11 protein-coding genes are annotated in these 17,470 nt (G+C 71.4%); 5 read left to right on the forward strand and 6 right to left on the reverse strand.

The window, feature by feature from the left end; all coding sequences use genetic code 11:
- Nucleotides 1–461 precede the first annotated feature (461 nt).
- Nucleotides 462–7,250 (forward strand): RHS repeat-associated core domain-containing protein, encoded by a 6,789-nt coding sequence (locus ACZ7J0_RS30090; protein ID WP_470892634.1) that lies wholly within the window; start codon nucleotides 462–464, stop codon nucleotides 7,248–7,250.
- A gap of 16 nt (nucleotides 7,251–7,266) precedes the next feature.
- Nucleotides 7,267–7,704, forward strand: a complete 438-nt coding sequence (locus tag ACZ7J0_RS30095; protein ID WP_470892636.1) for a hypothetical protein — start codon at nucleotides 7,267–7,269, stop codon at nucleotides 7,702–7,704.
- A 258-nt stretch (nucleotides 7,705–7,962) separates the two neighbouring features.
- Here ACZ7J0_RS30095 and ACZ7J0_RS30100 read toward each other — a convergent pair whose 3' ends face one another.
- Complete coding sequence (locus ACZ7J0_RS30100) at nucleotides 7,963–8,721, reverse strand: helix-turn-helix transcriptional regulator (RefSeq protein ID WP_470892638.1); 759 nt, start codon at nucleotides 8,719–8,721, stop codon at nucleotides 7,963–7,965.
- A 65-nt stretch (nucleotides 8,722–8,786) separates the two neighbouring features.
- On the opposite strand from ACZ7J0_RS30100, the gene ACZ7J0_RS30105 reads away from it, so the two are divergent.
- A complete protein-coding gene (locus ACZ7J0_RS30105) occupies nucleotides 8,787–9,968 on the forward strand; it encodes an MFS transporter (protein ID WP_470892686.1) in 1,182 nt (393 codons plus the stop codon).
- Between the two features lie 49 nt (nucleotides 9,969–10,017).
- Here the strand turns inward: ACZ7J0_RS30105 and ACZ7J0_RS30110 are convergent, their stop codons facing one another.
- From ACZ7J0_RS30110 to ACZ7J0_RS30130, 5 genes are all read right to left on the reverse strand, one after another.
- On the reverse strand, nucleotides 10,018–10,710 hold the full coding sequence (locus tag ACZ7J0_RS30110; protein ID WP_470892640.1) for an RraA family protein: 693 nt from the start codon (nucleotides 10,708–10,710) through the stop codon (nucleotides 10,018–10,020).
- Between the two features lie 170 nt (nucleotides 10,711–10,880).
- The gene (locus tag ACZ7J0_RS30115) at nucleotides 10,881–11,408 is read right to left on the reverse strand and encodes a nucleotide triphosphate diphosphatase NUDT15 (protein ID WP_470892642.1); all 528 of its coding nucleotides are present in this window, start codon (nucleotides 11,406–11,408) and stop codon (nucleotides 10,881–10,883) included.
- 88 nt (nucleotides 11,409–11,496) lie between these two features.
- Nucleotides 11,497–12,165, reverse strand: a complete 669-nt coding sequence (locus ACZ7J0_RS30120) for a hypothetical protein (RefSeq protein WP_470892644.1) — start codon at nucleotides 12,163–12,165, stop codon at nucleotides 11,497–11,499.
- A 36-nt stretch (nucleotides 12,166–12,201) separates the two neighbouring features.
- Nucleotides 12,202–13,191, reverse strand: a complete 990-nt coding sequence (gene pdxA, locus ACZ7J0_RS30125; RefSeq protein WP_470892646.1) for a 4-hydroxythreonine-4-phosphate dehydrogenase PdxA — start codon at nucleotides 13,189–13,191, stop codon at nucleotides 12,202–12,204.
- Entirely contained in the window at nucleotides 13,188–14,405 is a 1,218-nt protein-coding gene (locus ACZ7J0_RS30130) for a four-carbon acid sugar kinase family protein (protein WP_470892648.1), read from the reverse strand. Before ACZ7J0_RS30130 ends, pdxA begins: the two co-directional genes overlap by 4 nt.
- A gap of 100 nt (nucleotides 14,406–14,505) precedes the next feature.
- Here ACZ7J0_RS30130 and ACZ7J0_RS30135 point away from each other — a divergent pair, with 100 nt between their 5' ends.
- Together ACZ7J0_RS30135 and ACZ7J0_RS30140 are read left to right on the forward strand one after the other, a co-directional pair.
- The gene (locus ACZ7J0_RS30135; protein WP_470892650.1) at nucleotides 14,506–15,459 is read left to right on the forward strand and encodes a LysR substrate-binding domain-containing protein; all 954 of its coding nucleotides are present in this window, start codon (nucleotides 14,506–14,508) and stop codon (nucleotides 15,457–15,459) included.
- Nucleotides 15,460–16,176: 717 nt separating this feature from the next.
- Nucleotides 16,177–17,457 carry an extracellular solute-binding protein gene (locus ACZ7J0_RS30140; protein WP_470892652.1) on the forward strand — a complete coding sequence of 427 codons (1,281 nt, stop codon included), beginning with the start codon at nucleotides 16,177–16,179 and terminating at the stop codon, nucleotides 17,455–17,457.
- Nucleotides 17,458–17,470: the final 13 nt, after the last annotated feature.

The raw sequence follows: 17,470 nt of genomic DNA on the forward strand, positions 1-17,470 counted from the left end.
CGCGGCGGAGCACGCCCCGGCGTGACGGATGCCTGCAGATCATGGCTTACGGGGGATCAGCCGTCACGCGGCGGTCACAGGATCTCCGCACGGAGCCGAGCGCCTTTCCGCCCGCCCGACCGGTCGCGCGGCCGAGTCGATGGAGCCCTACCTGCCACACGAAACAGATGTTTTCGCCCGTTTTCCGGGCCAAATTATCCAGGAATTGGGGTAGTTGATTACGCATCATCCAAGGAGGCGGTAAAACAACCGCTTACCTGGACGGGCTGGTGATTCCGGGGCCCCTGAGCGGGTTCGATCAGGGCCGTGCCCATTCGACCGAAGTATGACTGTGATCATCACCACGTGATCACTTTCCGCCTGGTCTTTATCCGTAACTCACACACAGAATGTCCGCGTTCACTGGCCTCACCTGCGGTCCGCCCAGGCGCCGCTTCATGTCGTCCGGGGGGACCCCACCCGTGCCTGCCTTCTTGTCCGCGCGCCGAAAGCGCCTGCGTACCGCAGTGGTTCCGGCCGTCGGTGCCGCTCTGCTGCTCACGCTCCTGCCGACCCAGGCAGCCGCCCTGCCGCCGGACCCGTCCAAGGACGAAGTGCCCCGCGAGGAACTCGTCCTGGAGAACCTCCCCGAGGAGAAGCAGGTCGACGGGGCGACCCGCAACGCGGGCCTCGACACCATCGCGGCCCCGCCGCCGGCCGACCAGGAAGAGGCCCTGGCCGGCACCGCGACCCCGCCGGCGGGCGGCACGGCCGCCGTCACCTTCGGCGACCCCGCCCCGCAGCAGGCCTCGTTCACCACCGGCCGTTCCGCCGAGGGCTCCACCACGAACGCCACCCCGGTCTCCACCGCCACCCAGACCGATCTGGAGCCGGTCGGCACGCTGCCCGTGAAGCTCGGCCAGGCACCCGGCGCCGCGACGCCCACCGGCCGGTGGGAGGTCGGCGTCTACCCGCGCACCGCGCCCGAGGCCGACAGCGTCGACGGCGCGGTCGTCACCGTGACCGCCCCCTCCACCGGCTCCGTCCCGGTCTCCGTGCAGCTCGACTACAAGGGGTACCAGAACCTCTACGGCGCCGACTGGGCCTCCCGGCTCACGTTCGTCCAGTTCCCGGAGTGCTACCTGACGACCCCGGACGTCGAGGAGTGCCGGACCTACGACGAGCTGGAGACGGTCAACGACACCAAGACCAAGACCATCACGGCGACGGTCGACACCGCCGCCGACGGCACCGTCACCCCGGCCGTCGCCCCGCGCGCCATGACCCCGCCGTCCGGCATCTTCCAGGCCTCCTACGTCCGCTCCTCCGGCGTCCAGCAGGTCGCCACGAGCGGCGACAGGGCCGTCGTCGGCGCCGTCGACTCCGGCATGGGCGAGGGCGGCTCCTTCCGGGCCACCCCGCTGATCTCCAACGGCAAGTGGGAGGCCGGGACCTCCTCCGGTGCGTTCACCTGGTCGTACCCCGTCCAGGTACCCTCGGCGCCGGCGGGCCCTTCGCCGGAGATCTCCTTCGACTACAACTCCCAGGCGGTGGACGGCAGGACCGCCACCTCCTCCCCGCAGGCCTCCTGGATCGGCGAGGGCTGGGACTACGACCCCGGCCACATCGAGCGCCGCTACCGCACCTGCAAGGACGACCGCGAGGCGACCTCGGCCGGTGAGCCGAACAACACGGCGAAGAAGGCCAAGACCTCCGACCTGTGCTGGGTCTCGTACAACGCCGTCATGTCCCACCAGGGCCGGACGCTCGAACTGGTCCGTGAGGGCACCAGCAGCATCTACCGCCCGCAGCACGACGACGGCACCCGCGTCGAACTCAAGACCGGCGGCACCAACGGCGACAACAACGGCGAGTACTGGGTCGTCACCGAGACCGACGGCACCCGCTACTACTACGGCTTGAACAAGATCGGTGACGGTCACGCCGACACCCAGTCCGTCTTCACGGTCCCCGTCTTCGGCAACCACCCCGGTGAGCCGTGCCACGCTGCGACCTTCGCGGCATCCCGCTGCAACGACGACGCCACCAAGCAGCAGGCCTGGCACTGGGGCCTGGACAAGGTGGTCGACGTCCACGGCAACGTGATGATCGTCAACTGGCACAAGTCGGCGAACTACTACGCCGTCAACAAGAAGTTCAAGACGCCGGAGAAGTACGACCGCGGCGGCCTCCCGGACTCCATCGAGTACGGCCTGCGCGAAGGCGCGCTGGGCGCGGAGCCCGCGGCCAAGATCGACTTCCTGCTGTGGCAGCGGTGTGTGCAGGACGACACGGTCTGCGCCTCCGAGAAGTTCGACGACACCAAGAACCCCGCCTCCTACCGCCCTTGGTGGGACAGCCCCGGCAACCTCAACTGCAAGTCCGACTCGAAGCTGTGCCCGGGCTTCCCCTCCTTCTGGAACCGGATGCGGCTCGGCGGCATCACCACCTACGCCCACCGCCCCGGCACCACGGCCCTGGCCAAGGTGGACACCTTCCTGCTCAACCACTCCTTCCCCCGGGACTGGTACGACACCGCGCCCGGCCTGTGGCTGAACTCCGTCACCCGCTACGGCTTCAAGCCCGGCGACACCAGCGGCACCCTGCTCACGAAGGCCGGCGTCTCCTTCAAGCCGTACGTCGTCGGAACCGGTACCGCGCACCCGCTGAGCGGCTACCTGAAGGACCAGCAGCTCCCCAACCTCGTCCCCCGCAGCAGCACCGACGCGCGCCCCGGCTTCACCCGCCCGCGCATCGGCACCGTCTCCACCGAGCACGGCGGTGACGTCGAGGTCACGTACAAGGGCGGCTGCAAGGTCCAGCCCACCGTCGCACCCGAGGACAACCACGGCACCTGCTTCCCGCTGCGCTGGTCCCCCGACGGCGAGGCGGAGACGCCGGCCCTCGCCTGGTTCAACAAGTACGTCGTGCACACGGTGACCGAGACCGACCGCATCACCGGTGTCTCCGACCGCATCACCACCCGCTACGACTACGCCGACGCGGCCTGGGCCAAGAGCGACGACGAGTTCAGCAAGCCCGCCCTGCGCACCTACAGCGAGTGGCGCGGCTACCGGCAGGTCTCCACGGTCAAGGGCAGCAAGAACACCCCCTCCACGGGCAGTCCGCAGACCCAGTCCCGTTCCGTCGTGCGGTACTTCCGCGGCGCGGGCGGCGCGGTCAAGGACTCCACCGGCGCCGTCACCCTCGTGTCGGACGACGCCGCCCAGTACGCCGGCATGCCCGCCGAGACGATCACGTACGACGGATCCGGCGGCAAGATCGTCAAGCGCACCCTGACCTTCCCCTGGTCCGAGGAGACCGCCTCGCGGACCCGCGACGGCGGCCTGCCGCCGCTCAAGGCATACCGCGCCGGAGTGAAGCGCTCGGACGCGATCCAGACCGTCGGCACCAGCTGGCAGGCGGTCCGCACCGAGACGGAGGCGGACCCTGACTGGGGCATCCCCGTCCAGATGCAGACGGCCGTCGTAAAGCCGAACGGCACGGGCGAGACGCTCAGCGACTACAACTGCACCACGACCACGCTGCTCCACAACACAACGGCCCACATCATCGGTGCTCCGTCGTCGACCCGTAAGACGGCGACCTCGTGCGCGACCCAGACGTCCGCCAACCCGGCGACCCAGCTGATCAACTCGGTCCGGATCTCGTACGACAACCAGGAGTGGGGAACTCCGCCCTCCAAGGGACTGGTCACCTCCAGCGCCGAGATCGACGGCGCCGGCACCGCGCACTCCGTCGTCACGACGACGACGTACGACCCGCTGGGCCGCATCCGCAAGGTGACCGAGCCCGTGGTGGGCACCACCGAGACCCAGTACACCCCCGGCGACACGGGCGGCGCGGTAACGAGCGTCAAGGTCATCAACCCCAAGGGGCACGCGACCGTCCGCACCTTCGACCCGGGCCGCGGCTCGGAGCTCACCGTCACCGACCCCAACGGCAAGATCGTCCGGAGCGAGTACGACGCCTTCGGGCGGCTCGTCAAGGGCTGGTCGACCGGCCGTTCCTCGGGCACCCAGACACCCGACGTCGTCCTCGGCTACCAGATGGCCGAGTCCACCCCCACGGTGACCAGGCCCACCGCCGTGACCGTCCAGAGCCTCAAGGACGATGGCACCTACGCCAAGCAGGTCACCGTCTACGACGGCCTGATGCGCGCCGTCCAGACCCAGCGCGAGGCCCACGGCCCCGGCCGGATCATCGTCGACACCCGCTACAACGACCACGGCCTGGTCAGCGAACAGACCGGCGCGTACGTCGCGAAGGGCGAGCCGGAGGCCGCCCAGTTCAAGCGGGTGTCCGACGCGCTCGTCCCCAGCCTGGTCCGCACGCGCTACGACGGTCTGGAGCGACCGGTCCGGGCGACGACGTACCACAGCGGCGACACCGCGTCCTGGTCGACGACCACCTACGGCGACACCAGCACCTACAGCCGCCCCTCCGGCGGAGCCGCGCCGGCCACCAACACCTGGACCGACGCCCGCGGCCGGATCACCCTGATCCAGCACTACACGAACAGCGCCAGCAGCCGCTGGCGGGACACCCGCTACAGCTACGACGCCCGCGGCAACCGCGAGAAGGTCACCGACCCGGCGGGCAACGTCTGGACCTACACCCATGACGCCCGCGGCCGGATCACCTCCGCCACGGACCCGGACACCGGCGACATCGCCTACGGCTACGACAGCGCGGACCGCCAGACCAGCGCCACCGACCTCCGGGGCGCGATCCACACCTCGTACGACCAGCTGGGCCGCGTCGTCGCGGTCCGCGAGGGCACGACGAGCTCGGCGCCCGTCAAGGAGTACACGTACGACGACGTCACCGGCGGCATCGGCCAGCGGACCTCCTCGATCCGTCATGACGCGAGCGGCGACTACATCACCCGCGTCACCGGGTTCGACGCGCGCTACCAGCCCACCGGCCGCCAGGTCGTGATCCCCGCCAACTCCATGACCACCGGAGTCTCGGGCACGTACGGCTACGCCTACAGCTACACCCCGACGGGCAAGCCGCTCTCGGTGACCCTGCCGGCCGCGGGCGGACTCGCCACGGAGAAGGTCATCACCCGCTACAACAGCGACGGCCTCGCCGAGTCGACCTCCGGGCACACCTGGTACACCTCGGACATCACCTACTCGCCGTACGGGGAGCCGCTGCGCACGGTCACCGGGCCGCAGCCCTACCGCGTGTGGACGACCAACTTCATCGACCAGCACACCGGACGCGTCCAGCGCACGGTCGCCGACCGCGAGACCGCGAACTCCCACCGGATCTCCGACAGCACCTACGCGTACGACATCGCCGGCAACATCACCGGCTTCACCCGCAAGCTGACCGACGGCACGGTCACCACGAGGGACACCCAGTGCTTCACCTATGACGCGATGGGCGAGCTCACCCAGGCCTGGACCTCCACCATCACCCCGCAGGGCGACGGCACGGGCTGCAAGGCGGCCAACGGCGCCGCCTGGGGGCCGCGCACGGACGGCTGGCCCTCCACCGGTCCGGTCGCCGAGGCACCCGACCAGGTGACCGACGGCGAGACCCCGGACAGCGTGCTGACGGCCTCGCTGGCCGCCGGAGCCCCGGCGGCCGGGACCGTCGACACCGGTACCACCTCCTACTGGCAGTCCTTCCGGTTCGACCTGCTCGGCAACCGCGCCTCGCTGGTGGAGCACAACACCAAGGACGCCACCAAGGACCTCACCTACACCTACGGGTACGGCAAGCTCGTCACCGGAAACGGCACCTCCCCGTCGTACACCACCCAGCCCCACACCCTGTCCTGGGTGTCCACGGCGCCCGCCGGCGGCGGCAGCTCGTACGTCAACGACGCCTCCGGCAACACCACCAAGCGGGACCTCGCCACCACCACGCAGGACCTGACGTGGACGCGCGAGAACAAGCTCGCGACGCTCACCGAGGACGGTGTCACCACCAGGTACGTCTACGACGCCGACGGCAACCGCATCCTGGAGAACAGCCCCTCCGGGAGCGTGCTCAACCTGGACGGCACCGAACTGACCACCGCCGCCGGGAAGATCACCCGCGCGACGCGGGGCTACGCCCAGCAGGGCGCGCCCACGGTCGTCCGGTCCACGGTGAACGGCGCGACCACCGGCCACAAGCTGACCGTGCTGCTCTCCGACCACCTCGGCACCGCCACCACGGCGATCGAGCAGACCACCAACCAGCCCATCACCCGCAGGGCCTTCAAGCCCTACGGTGAGGTGCGCGGACCGAAGCCGGCCTGGGTCGACAGGCGGTCGTACCTCGGCGTCGGCATCGACAGCCCGACCGGCCTGACCCACATCGGGGCGCGCGAGTACGACGCGTCCACCGGCCGCTTCATCTCCGCGGACCCCGTGGTGGACCTGTCCGACCCGCTCCAGATGAACGGGTACGCGTACAGCAACAACAGCCCCATCAGCAACAGCGACCCGACCGGTCTGTTCTTCTTCGGCCTCTTCAAGCAGGTCCAGAAGATGTTCATGCAGCTCACCGGCATCGGTCTGCACGCCAACCCGGGTCTGAAGAAGCCGGTCGCCAAGCCTCCGGTGGTGAAGCACGCGAACTTCCAGAACATCCTGGACGCCATCTACCTCCGCAATGTCAGGCCGGGGTCGAAGATCACCGGTGACGGAAAGGCCGCGACGGCGTTCATCAACGAGCTGAACTATGGCAAGCCCGTCAACGGCAGTTGGCACGTCCCGAAGGTCCCCGACCTGATGACGCGTCTGTCCAACCTCCTGGAGGAGGACCGCAAGGCGCGGATGGACGGCGGCAAGGGCGTCCTCACGGACTCCGAGCTCAAGCTCGCCAAGGCCGAGGCGAAAGAGCTGTGGCACGCCCTGAACCTCCGGGACATCGACGGGAGAATGACCGCGTACACGAAGGCGAACCCGGCGATCGAGAAGAACCTCATCGCCAGCCGCAAGACCACTCTGAACGCCGAGGCCATGGCGGACATCACCGGCCAGAAGTTCGAGGTCCATCCCAAGGACCGTTCTCCCAACCCGAAGCCGAGGGCCACGGGCAACCCGAGCAGACTGGGCGGCTTCATGAAGTCGTTCGGCATCGCCGGCGGCGTGCTGACCGGCGTGGGCGGGGCGGCCGGGAACATCAAGGAACACGGAGTGAAGGACGGCCTGAAGGAGACCTTCGAGGATATGGTCGACCCGTTCGGGGTGGAGGACGCGGCCAACGCCGATCCGTGTGCCAACCCGGCCGCATGTATCGCGTAAGGGAATCGAGCACGTGGTGACGGAACCGATCGCAACGCACACGTTTCTCGGGGAGATGCTGGACGTCTTCCCCGAGATGCGTGAGCCGGTCGCGGAGAAGGTCCGCGCGGCCGTCGAGCTGACCGGCGACCCAGAGGACGGGGACACGGTCAGGACGGACGTGTACGGCCGGCTCTGGGACCTGTTCAACGACGTGCTGCGGCCGGCGCTCGCGGCGGAGCCGGGCCCCGAGCGGTCGGAGGTGCTGGGGCGCTCCTTCTCCTTCCTGGAGCGGGTCGCCGCCTCACCCGAGCCGGTCGTCCGCGAGTTCCTCGGCGGCCTGACCGGCGACTACCTGATCGGCGAGGACGGCCCGCTCTCCTACGCCCACGCGGGCCCGGAGGTCCGTGCCGTGATGATCAGGGCCTGCGAGGACTGGGGCCTGCCGGTCCCGGCCGACTGGACGGCTTCGTGAGGCGGCTTCGCAAGTCGGCTTCGTAAGGCGGCACGACGAGGGCAAGGGCCCGCACCTCCTCCAGGGGGTGCGGGCCTTCGCGCTGTTCACGGCCGTCCGCGTCCCTCGTCCCGCAGCCGGGCGAGCTTCTCCTCGGCGGTCCGCAGACTGGGGTGGCCCGGGCCGTAGACGGGACGCCGGCTGCCGGTACGACTTCCCGAATCCCGAGCACCGGTGAACGGCCGTCACGCCCGCCTCCCGTCCGAGGTGAGCGCGGCGTCACCCCAAGGGCGTGCCGGGCACGCGGTGGGCCCCCGGCGTGTGGCCGAAGGCCCGCCGGAAGACATCGATGAACGCGCTGGTCGACGACCAGCCGCAGCGGTGGGCCACAGCGGTCACCGGAAGGTCGCGGGTGAGGAGCGTCAGGGCGTGGTGCAGGCGGAGCTGGGTGCGCCACTGCGGAAAGGTCATGCCCAGGTCGGCGCGGAAGAGCCGGGTCAGCGTGCGCTCGCTCGCTCCGGCGTGCGCGGCCAGCTCGGCCAGCGTGCGGGCGTCGGAGGGGTCCCTGCGCAGGAGCGCGCAGACCGTCTCGAGCCGGGGGTCGGTCGGAGCCGGCAGATGCAGGGGCTGCTGGGGCGAGAGGCGCAGTTGGTCGAGGAGGACGGCGAGAAGCCGGCGGCGCTCGGCGCTGCCGTCCTCCTCGCCCCGCGTGTAGGCCAGGATCAGTTCCCTGAGCAGCGGGCCGACGGCCAGGACCGCCGGTACGGTCAGGCCCAGTGGGTTGCGCGTGACGGGCAGGCCGAGCAGATGCAGGTCGGTCCGGCCGTAGGCGCGGTGTTCGTGCACGGTGCCCGCCGGGATCCACAGGGCACGGGTCGCGGGCGCGACCCACGTACCGGCGTCCGTGGTGACGGACAGGACTCCGCGCCCGGCGTAGACGATCTGGTGGTCGTCGTGCCGGTGGGCGTCGATCCCCGTCCCGGCGGGCAGCGGACGTACACCGGTGTCGGCGCGCGGGGTGTGGCGGGGAATCGGCATCACTGGGCAATTTATCGGAAGCGGGTCACCGTTTCGGCCCGGATGCTCGAGCGGTGACGAAGAACATGAAGCCCCTTGCCCTCCTCTCCGCCGGGCACGCCTGCGTGGATGTCCACCAGGGCGCGGTGGCCGCGCTGGTCCCGTTCCTGGTCGCCGAGCGGGCGTACGGATACGCCGCGGCCTCCGGGATCGTCCTGGCCGCGTCCCTGCTGTCGTCCGTCGTCCAGCCTCTGTTCGGGGTGCTGACCGACCGGTGGGCGATGCCGTGGCTCATCCCGTTGAGTACGGCGGCCGCCGGAGCGGGCATCGCGCTGGCCGGGGTGAGCCGTTCGTACGTGACGACGCTGGCCGCGGTCGCCCTGTCGGGGCTCGGGGTGGCGGCCTACCATCCGGAGGCGGCCCGGCTCGCCCGGGCGCTCGGCGGTGGCGGCGGACACACGGCGATGAGCTGGTTCGCGCTCGGGGGCAACATCGGCTTCGCCTGCTCACCGCTCCTTGTCACCGCCGTCGTCGGGACGGGTGGCCTGGCGGCCTCTCCCCTGCTGGCCGCCCCCGCCGCGCTCGGGGTCGTACTGAGCGTGCCGGCGCCAGGGACGCACACCCGCCCCCGTGCGGTCGCCGCCCCGGCCGGCGTCGGGCCCGTCGCGGAGTACCGGCGCGCCTTCGCCCGGCTCTCCCTCGTGGTGGTCTGCCGGTCGGTCGCCTTCGTCGGGCTGAGCACCTTCGTCGCCCTCTACGCCCGGGAACGCACCGGCGGCGGTGACACAGCCGGTGCGGTGGCCCTGTTCGTCCTGTTCGCGGGCAGCGCGCTCGGCACGGTCCTCGGTGGCCGGCTCGCCGCGCGCTGGGGGCGCGTCCGCGTCACGTGCTGGGCCTACGCGGCGACGGTTCCCGCCGTCGCCGGCGTGGTCTTCCTGCCGGGGCCCGCGCTGTACGCCGGGGTGGCCCTGGCCGCCGTGGGGCTCTACGTGCCGTTCTCCTTGCAGGTGACGCTCGCTCAGGACTACCTGCCGACCCGGGTGGGCACCGCCAGTGGCCTCACCCTGGGGCTGACCGTCAGTGTGGGCGGACTCGCGGGGCCGCTGATCGGCGCGGTCGCGGACGCCACATCGCTGCGGACCGCGCTCGTCCCGCTGATCGTGATGCCCGCCCTCGCCTGGCTGCTCGCCCGCGCGCTGCCCGAGCCGGCGGCGGTCGAACCGGTGGGCCCGTCCCGTCCTCCGCGGGCGGGGGTACGGCAGCGCTGAACGGCGGGACCGGCGGGTGTGCCGCGCCGCCGGTCCGGGACCGGACCGGCTACTCCTCCACCGCCCCGCCCACGCGCCGAAGATGCTGCCGGAAGGTGTACGACGGGTCGGTCGCGCGCCGGTTCAGGAAGTCGTCGAAGGAGACCTGGTCGCGCAGCGTCTCGCCGTCGCGGATCCGGCGGGCCTGTTCGCGTTCGGTCCGGCCGATGCGGTCCGCCGTGGCGAGCACGTCGTCGACCAGGTCAGCGGCGACGAACAGCACACCGTCGTCGTCACCGAAGACGATGTCGTCGCCGCTCACCAGATGCGTGCCGATCCTTGCCGTGAGCAGCGCCTCGGGCTCGCGTTCGTCGAGGCGCACCGGGCCGGGGGCGTAGCGGCCGTACGAGAAGACGGGAAGGCCGATCTCCACCAGTTCGGGTGTGTCACGGTGCAGCCCCCAGACGACGAGGCCGGTGAGACCGGCCGCCCTGCCCTCCAGGGCCGCGAGATCGCCGACGCAGGCCTCGTCCTCCCGGCCGCCGTTGTCGATGACCAGGACGTCGCCCGGCCGGCTGCTCGCGAAGGCTTCCAGGAACACGTCGACGCTGCCGTAGTGCCGCACCGGCAGGACCCGGCCCGCGATCCGGTGACCCGGTACGACCGCGGTGATTCCGGGCGGCGCGGCGCGCAGAGGGATCCCGGCGCGGACGCAGGCGTCGGCGATGAGGGGGGTGGACAGGTCCTCGAATGCCGTGAGCATCGTGTTCTCCCTGGCTCGGTCGCGTCGCCGCCTGGGAGGTCGGCGCGCGGATGAGGAGCGTGGCAGCGTGATCCTACCGACCCGCAACTGCCGGGGGTGAGGGCCGAGTCAGAGGTGCGGGCGCGGCGTGCCCGTGCCGGTCGCGTGGCCGACGGGGCGGCCCCGCCCCGTCAGGGTTCCCGTCGTGGGGCGCCGGGCGCGCGGGGGTAGCGGTGGGCGGGCGCGTGATCGATGTCGAGGCCGGGCCGCCAGGTCGTCAGGGCCTGGGCGGACGGCGTGAACAGGGGGCTGGGCAGACGCTCGGGGTCGTGCCACTCCCAGCGGTCGATCTTGTCGGGCTCGGCGACCGCCGGGGTGCCGTCGTGGGCGGGGACGAGGGCGACGGCGGTCAGCCGGTTCACCCCGTCGACGGTGTCGAGCAGGATCGCGAGGATGTCGGCCTGCCGGGCGTCGGCGCGCAACGTGGTCTCCTCCGCCAGCTCCCGTACGGCGGCGGCCTCGATGGACTCGCCCGCGTCGACCTTCCCGCCGGGGAGCTCCCACACGCCTGACGGGTGCAGGCCGAGCAGCACACGCCCGCGCCCGTCGGTGACGACGACACCGACGCCCAGCGCGGCCCGCGGCTCAGGCGGGCGGGGACCGCGGTGGCGGCTGGTCACCGGTCCGTGGGCTTCCTGGGGGCCGGGGCTGGCGGTCACGCGTTCTCCTGGTCGTTCGCGGATGGCGCGGGTCGCGCGGTCGGCCTCCATCGTCCCCCATCGGCCGCCCCTTTCGGCGTACGGGAGTTCAGTCGCCGGCGGCCGCGAGGACGGGCGCGAGCTGCGCGGCGAGGGTGCCGGCGTGCGGCTGGAGCGCGCCGGCGAAAGCGGCCGAACCGATGGTGAAGGCATCGGCTCCGGCAGCTGCCAGGGCCTGGATCTGGTCGGTGCCGGTGATGCTGCCCGCCACGACCAGACGACCGGTCGTCGCGGCGCGGGCCGCGCGGACGAGGTCGAGGGGGGCGGCGTCGGTGGCGCGGTAGGCCAGCAGGTCGACGCCGGCGCAGCCCGCTTCCCCGGCACGACGGCAGTCGTCGGCGATCCACTCCGGGCCGCCGCCGAGACGGGTGGGGTGCCCGTGCGGCCGTCCGGCGAAGGGCAGGTAGCGGACGGGCGTGCCGCGCAGCAGCTCGACGGTCTCGTCGATCCAGGTGCCGCCCATGAGCCAGTCGACGCCGAGGTCGAGGGCGGTACGCACCGAGGCGAGGGCCTGCTCACGGTCGGTGCTCACCACTTCGAGGTAGGTGGTGGCGCCCATCTGCCCGGCGCGGTCGTGGAGTTGGGCGAGGGTGGCGCGGTCGGTGCCGATGTCCTTGAAGCCGATGTGGCGGATCCCGAGGCCCTGGACGCTGTCGAGCACGTCAAGGGCGTCGGAGACGGTCCGGTCGTCGCGGGTGAGCATGAAGATGAAGTCCATGGGGCTGGCTTCCTCGGGTGATGGCCGGCGGGCCGGTCAGGGGCGGGTGGAGGCGGGTCCGGAGAGGGCGTCCGCGTACCGCAGGGCGGTGAGCAGGCTGGTGTGGTCGGCCGTACCGAGGCCCGCGATGTCGAAGGCCGTCCCGTGGTCGACGCTGGTCCGGACGAAGGGCAGACCGATGGTGATGTTGACGCCGTGTTCCAGCCCCAGGTACTTGACGGGGATGAGGCCCTGGTCGTGGTACTGCGCGACGACGACGTCGAACTCCCCGGCGCGGGCGCGCATGAACACGGTGTCGGCGGGCCAGGGACCGCTGACCCGGATGCCTTCCCGCCGCGCGGCCTCGACGGCCGGGGCGATGATGTCGAGGTCCTCCCGGCCGAACAGGCCGTTCTCCCCTGCGTGCGGATTCAGACCGGCGACCGCGATGCGCGGAGCGGGATGGCCGCCGCGTCGGAGCGTGTGGTGGGTGAGGCGGATGATGTCGAGTTCGCGGGCGGTCGTGAGCGCGTCGATCGCGGTGCGCAGCGACTGGTGGACGGTCACCAGGACGACGCGGAGGTCCTCGTTGGCCATCATCATGGCGTAGTCCTTGGTGCCGGACAGCTCGGCCAGGATCTCTGTGTGCCCCGGGTGGGGCACCCCGGCGAGGCGGAGGGCCTCCTTGTTGACCGGCGCGGTCGTCAGGGCGCGCACGTCGCCCGCGAGGGCGAGTTCGATGCCCCGGCGCACGTACCGGAAGGAGGCCGCGCCGGCGCGGGCGTCCAGGCTCCCCCAGGGCAGCTGCCGGGGCAGCTCGCCGTCGGCGATGACGTCCACGGTGCCCGGGAGGTGCACGGCCTGGTCCACGGAAGTGATCGGCCGGATGGTCAAAGGGATGCCGGTGAGGCGGCACGCGCGGTCGAGGACGTGCGGATCGCCGATGACGACGAGGGGCGCGGTACGGGAAGGGTCGGCGCAGGCCTTCACGGTGATCTCGGGCCCGATCCCGCACGGGTCCCCCATGGTGACGGCGATCGGAATCACGCCCGACCTCCCCTGGGTCCGGCGTACGCGTGGCCGCCGCCCGGCCGGGTCAGGAACCGGCACAGGCGCAGCAGTGTGCGGTCGTCCCCGAACCCACCGGCTTTGATCAGCACGGATGTTCCGGGCCGGTCGAGCAGCGTCCCGCGGGCAACGCCCGGTTCGGGTTCGTCCACCAGGCCGATGCCGCCGGCACCGAGTGCGTGGAGCACGGTCGCCGCCGTTTCCCCTCCGGTGACGACGAGCGCGTCCACATGACCCTCGTCGACCAGCGTCCTGGCCGCCGCTGCCGCGCTGCGGCCCAGCGCTCGTGCGGTGTCCGGCGCGCACCGCTCGTCGGGCAGGCGCAGCGTCAGGACGTCCGACGGCGACGCGCGGCGCAGCGATGCCACGGCCCGGGCAGGGTCCTCGCCGATGGTGGCGCCGTGGACGTTCGGCTCCTCGGCGAGCCGCGCGAGTTGGCGGCGGGTGGCGGGATGGGCGCTGCCGGCGACCACCAGCGGACGGCGGGCGGGTGCCGGCACGGCCGCGGGCGCGGCGGCAGGGTGCGCGTACCGTCTGGCGAGGGCGGCGGCCAGCCCCGGGGAGCCGACCCAGAGGACCTCCTCCGGGCGTGTGATCGCCTCCACCAGGCGGTCCAGGTCACCGTCCTGCTCGGCGGAGCAGACGATCAGACCTCCCCGGCGGACCAGCCGGGGCAGTTCGTCCGGCCGGCGCGCGTCGGCCAGTACGGCCTCCGGGAGCATGACCGACAGGTCCGCGCAGCGGACGGGATGGACGGGGTCACGGGCGAACTCGCTGGTGTCGACGGGGACTCCGTGGACGAGCTGGACGCCGCCCACGGTGGTCCTGCCCTCGGCCGGGAACGCGGGAGCGATGACGACCGTGCGCCGCTGGGACCCCGCCCGCGCGGCCCGGATCTCCGCCGCGACATGACCGCGCAGGGTGGAGTCCACGGTCTTCAGGAGGAGGTCCGCCCCCGCGAACGTACGGGCCGCGGCCCCAGCCCGGGCGGCGGCGCCGGCCTCGCCCATGAGGCGGCTTCCGAGGTCGACCGCGGTCACGCCGCGCGCCGGGCGCCGTGTGTCCGCCGGGACGGCCAGCAGGATCCGGGCCTGGTGTCCGGCCGCGCGGAAGGGAGCCGCGCCGTCCCCCGCGCTGGTGAGGTCGTCGGCCAGCACGGCGATGCTCAGTGAGTCGGTGTCTCGGGATTCCATGGCCCCTGCCCTTGTGATCGGTGACGAGATCAATGGTGGGCCAGGCAAAAGCGCAGGACAATCGAATCCTTCTCACCCCAGCTGTGAGTAGACTTCACAGGTGCGTTGGCCGGACCTGCCCCCTGTGAACACCCTGCTTCCCTTCGAGGCGACCGTCCGTCACGCGAGCATGACCGCGGCGGCGCAGGAGCTCCATGTCACGCACGGAGCGGTGAGCCGACAGATCCGGAACCTCGAAAGCGCTTTGGGCGTGCGGCTTTTCGAGCGGGGCGGGCGCTCACTGCACCCCACGGCGGAGGCCCGTCGGCTGGCGGCGGTCGTCCGCGACGCACTCGACCGGATCGACGCGGCCGCGGGACAGATGTCACGCCGGACGGACACCGGTCCGCTCGCCCTGTCGTGCGAGCCGACTCTGCTGATGCGGTGGCTCATCCCCCGCCTGCCCGACCTGTCCGAACGGGCACCGGGCCTCACCGTGCACCTGTCCGCGGGCGGCGGCGCCGTGTCCTTCGAGCGGGACGGCATCGACGCCGCGATCAGGCGCGACGACTTCCCCTTCCCCGAGGCGGTCAGCCGCACCCCGCTCTTCGCCGAACATGTCGGCCCCGTATGCCGGCCCGACCTCGCCGCTCGCCTCACCGATCCCGGCCGGCTCAGGGGCAGCGTCCTGCTCCACACCCGTACCCGGCCGCAGGCATGGGACGACTGGCGGCGCCTCTGCGGCGCGTTCGGCAGGGCCGCCCCCGACGTTACGGACGCCGAGGGCACCGGCCGCCAGACCCTGGAGCACTTCTATCTGACCCTGCAGGCCGCGACGGCCGGGATCGGAGTGGCGATCGGGCCGTACGCGCTCGTGCGCGACGACATCGAAGGGGGCCGGCTCGCCGCCCCGTTCGGCTTCGTCCCCGACGGGACGCACTACTACCTTCTCAGCCGCCGGCCGCCCGATCAGGACGAGCGGATCTCCCTTCTCCTGGGCTGGCTGCGGTCACAGGCGGCCGGACTGGAGCCGGCACCGCGGGGTCGGGGGTCCGACGGGCCGGGATGGCCTTGAGGCAGCCGCGGCGGTCCTTCCCACGCCAGATCCAGGCGGGCTCACCTCCACGACGCCGAAGGAGCGTTCCGGCCACGGCGTCCGCTCGGAGTCGTAGGCCTCGACCAGCGGCACGAAATGGTCAACTCGAGTCGGGCCGCGAATTCTCGCCGGAGAACCTGCCACCCGCCTACGCGACGATGGAGGAAACCCGGAAGCCGCTGCCCGGGCCGCTTCTCGCTTCCTGGCGGCCCGCCCGGTGACAACGTGCGAAGTGGCTTCCCGGGCGGGCTCTGCCGTCAGGATGTCTCAACTCGGTGGACTGCGCAGGCCAAGACCTGGCCGGCGCCGGGTCGCCCAGCGAGACGCCGAGCGGCCGGTGCGGCAGCGGCCCGCGTCGAGGCACAACATTGCTTGCAAGAGGTGCGAAATCCGAAGGCGAACCGGACCTGCGCCGGCGCGAGCGCGCACCGCGGCGGCCACGGCAGACCAACGCCGGGCCGTGGGGAGAATGGTCTCCTTTAGCCGTTATTTCTTCAATGTCCCGTACGGGAGTCGCCTTGACACCGCGGAGGGTTCAACTCGCCCGTCGGAATCGACCTCGGCATATCGGAAAACACTAGTCGCAACCGACGCAGTTGGAGCAATGGCCACAACTGTTGAGCAGGGGGCGCATTATGGCCCGAGCCAGGAGAGAATTCCGGACGCACTGTCCAAAAAAATCAAGAGGAAACATCCGTGCGACCAAGACTCTTCGGCGCGACCGCCTCCGTGGCCGCACTCGGACTACTGGGCTCCCTCGTCACCGCCTGCGGCTCGTCCGGGAGCGGCGGCGGGACGACGCTGCGCCTGGTCGCCGCCGAGTACGGCGACAGCCCGGCGACCAGCTCCAAGGCGTACTGGGACAAGCTGACCGCCGCCTTCACCGCCGCCCACCCCGGCAAGAAGGTCGAGGTGACGCTCTACCCGTGGGCCGACGTCGATCGCGAGGTCACCCGCATGGTCAAGGAGGACAACGCCCCGGACGTGGCCCTGATGGGCGCGTACTCCGACTTCGCCGCGCAGGGCCGCCTCTACGCCGCCAGAGAGCTGCTGTCGGTCAGGGCGGAGGCGAACTTCCTGCCGCCGCTCGCGGAGGCGGGCTCGGTCGGCAACACCCTCTACGGATTGCCCTTCGTCGCCAGCAGCCGGCTGCTCTTCTACAACGAGGAGCTGTTCGACAAGGCCGGAGCGAAGCCGCCGAAGACCTGGTCGGACCTGAAGGACGCGGCCAAGGCGCTGAAGGAGGAGGGGGTGCTCTACCCCTACGCCCTGCCGCTCGGGCCCGAGGAGGCGCACGCCGAAGCCCTGATCTGGGAGCTGAGCAACGGCGGCGGGTACGCCGACAACAATGGCGGCTACAGCATCGCGTCCGAGCAGAACACGCAGACGTTCCGCTGGATCAAGGACAACCTGGTCGCGCCACGCCTGACCGGCCCGATCCCGCCGGGCGAGCTCAACCGGCAGGACGCCTTCGCCGCCTTCCTGCGCGGCGAGGTCGGCATGGTCAACGGCTACCCCTCACTCCTCCACGAGGCCAGGGCGAAGGGCATGAAGGTCGGCACCCTGAGCATGCCGGTGTCGGACACGCTGGGCGACGGGCAGACCCCGCCGTCCGCGGGCGTCGCCGACTGGATGATGGCCTTCAAGCACGACGACAATCGCGAACTGGTGGGCTCTTTCCTGGACTTCGTCTACGAGGACAAGAACCTCAACGAGTTCGCCGGGCGCTACCACTTGTTGCCCTCGACTGTGTCCGCGACCCAGGCCTCCAAGGACGCGGCGGCGGACCCCAGCGGCGAGCAGTTCCTGACCGCACTGCGCAGTGCCCAGCTCTACCCGGTCAACGAACCGTCCTGGCTGCAGGTCAGCAACACCATCAAGCGGAACATCGGCAAGGCCGTCGCGCCGTCCGCCGACCCGAAGGTCGTTCTGGAGGACATCGCCCAGCAGGTCCGGGACGTGGCGATACAGAGGTAGGGGCTCCGGGATC

This window comes from Streptomyces sp. NPDC038280 (genome assembly GCF_055600045.1).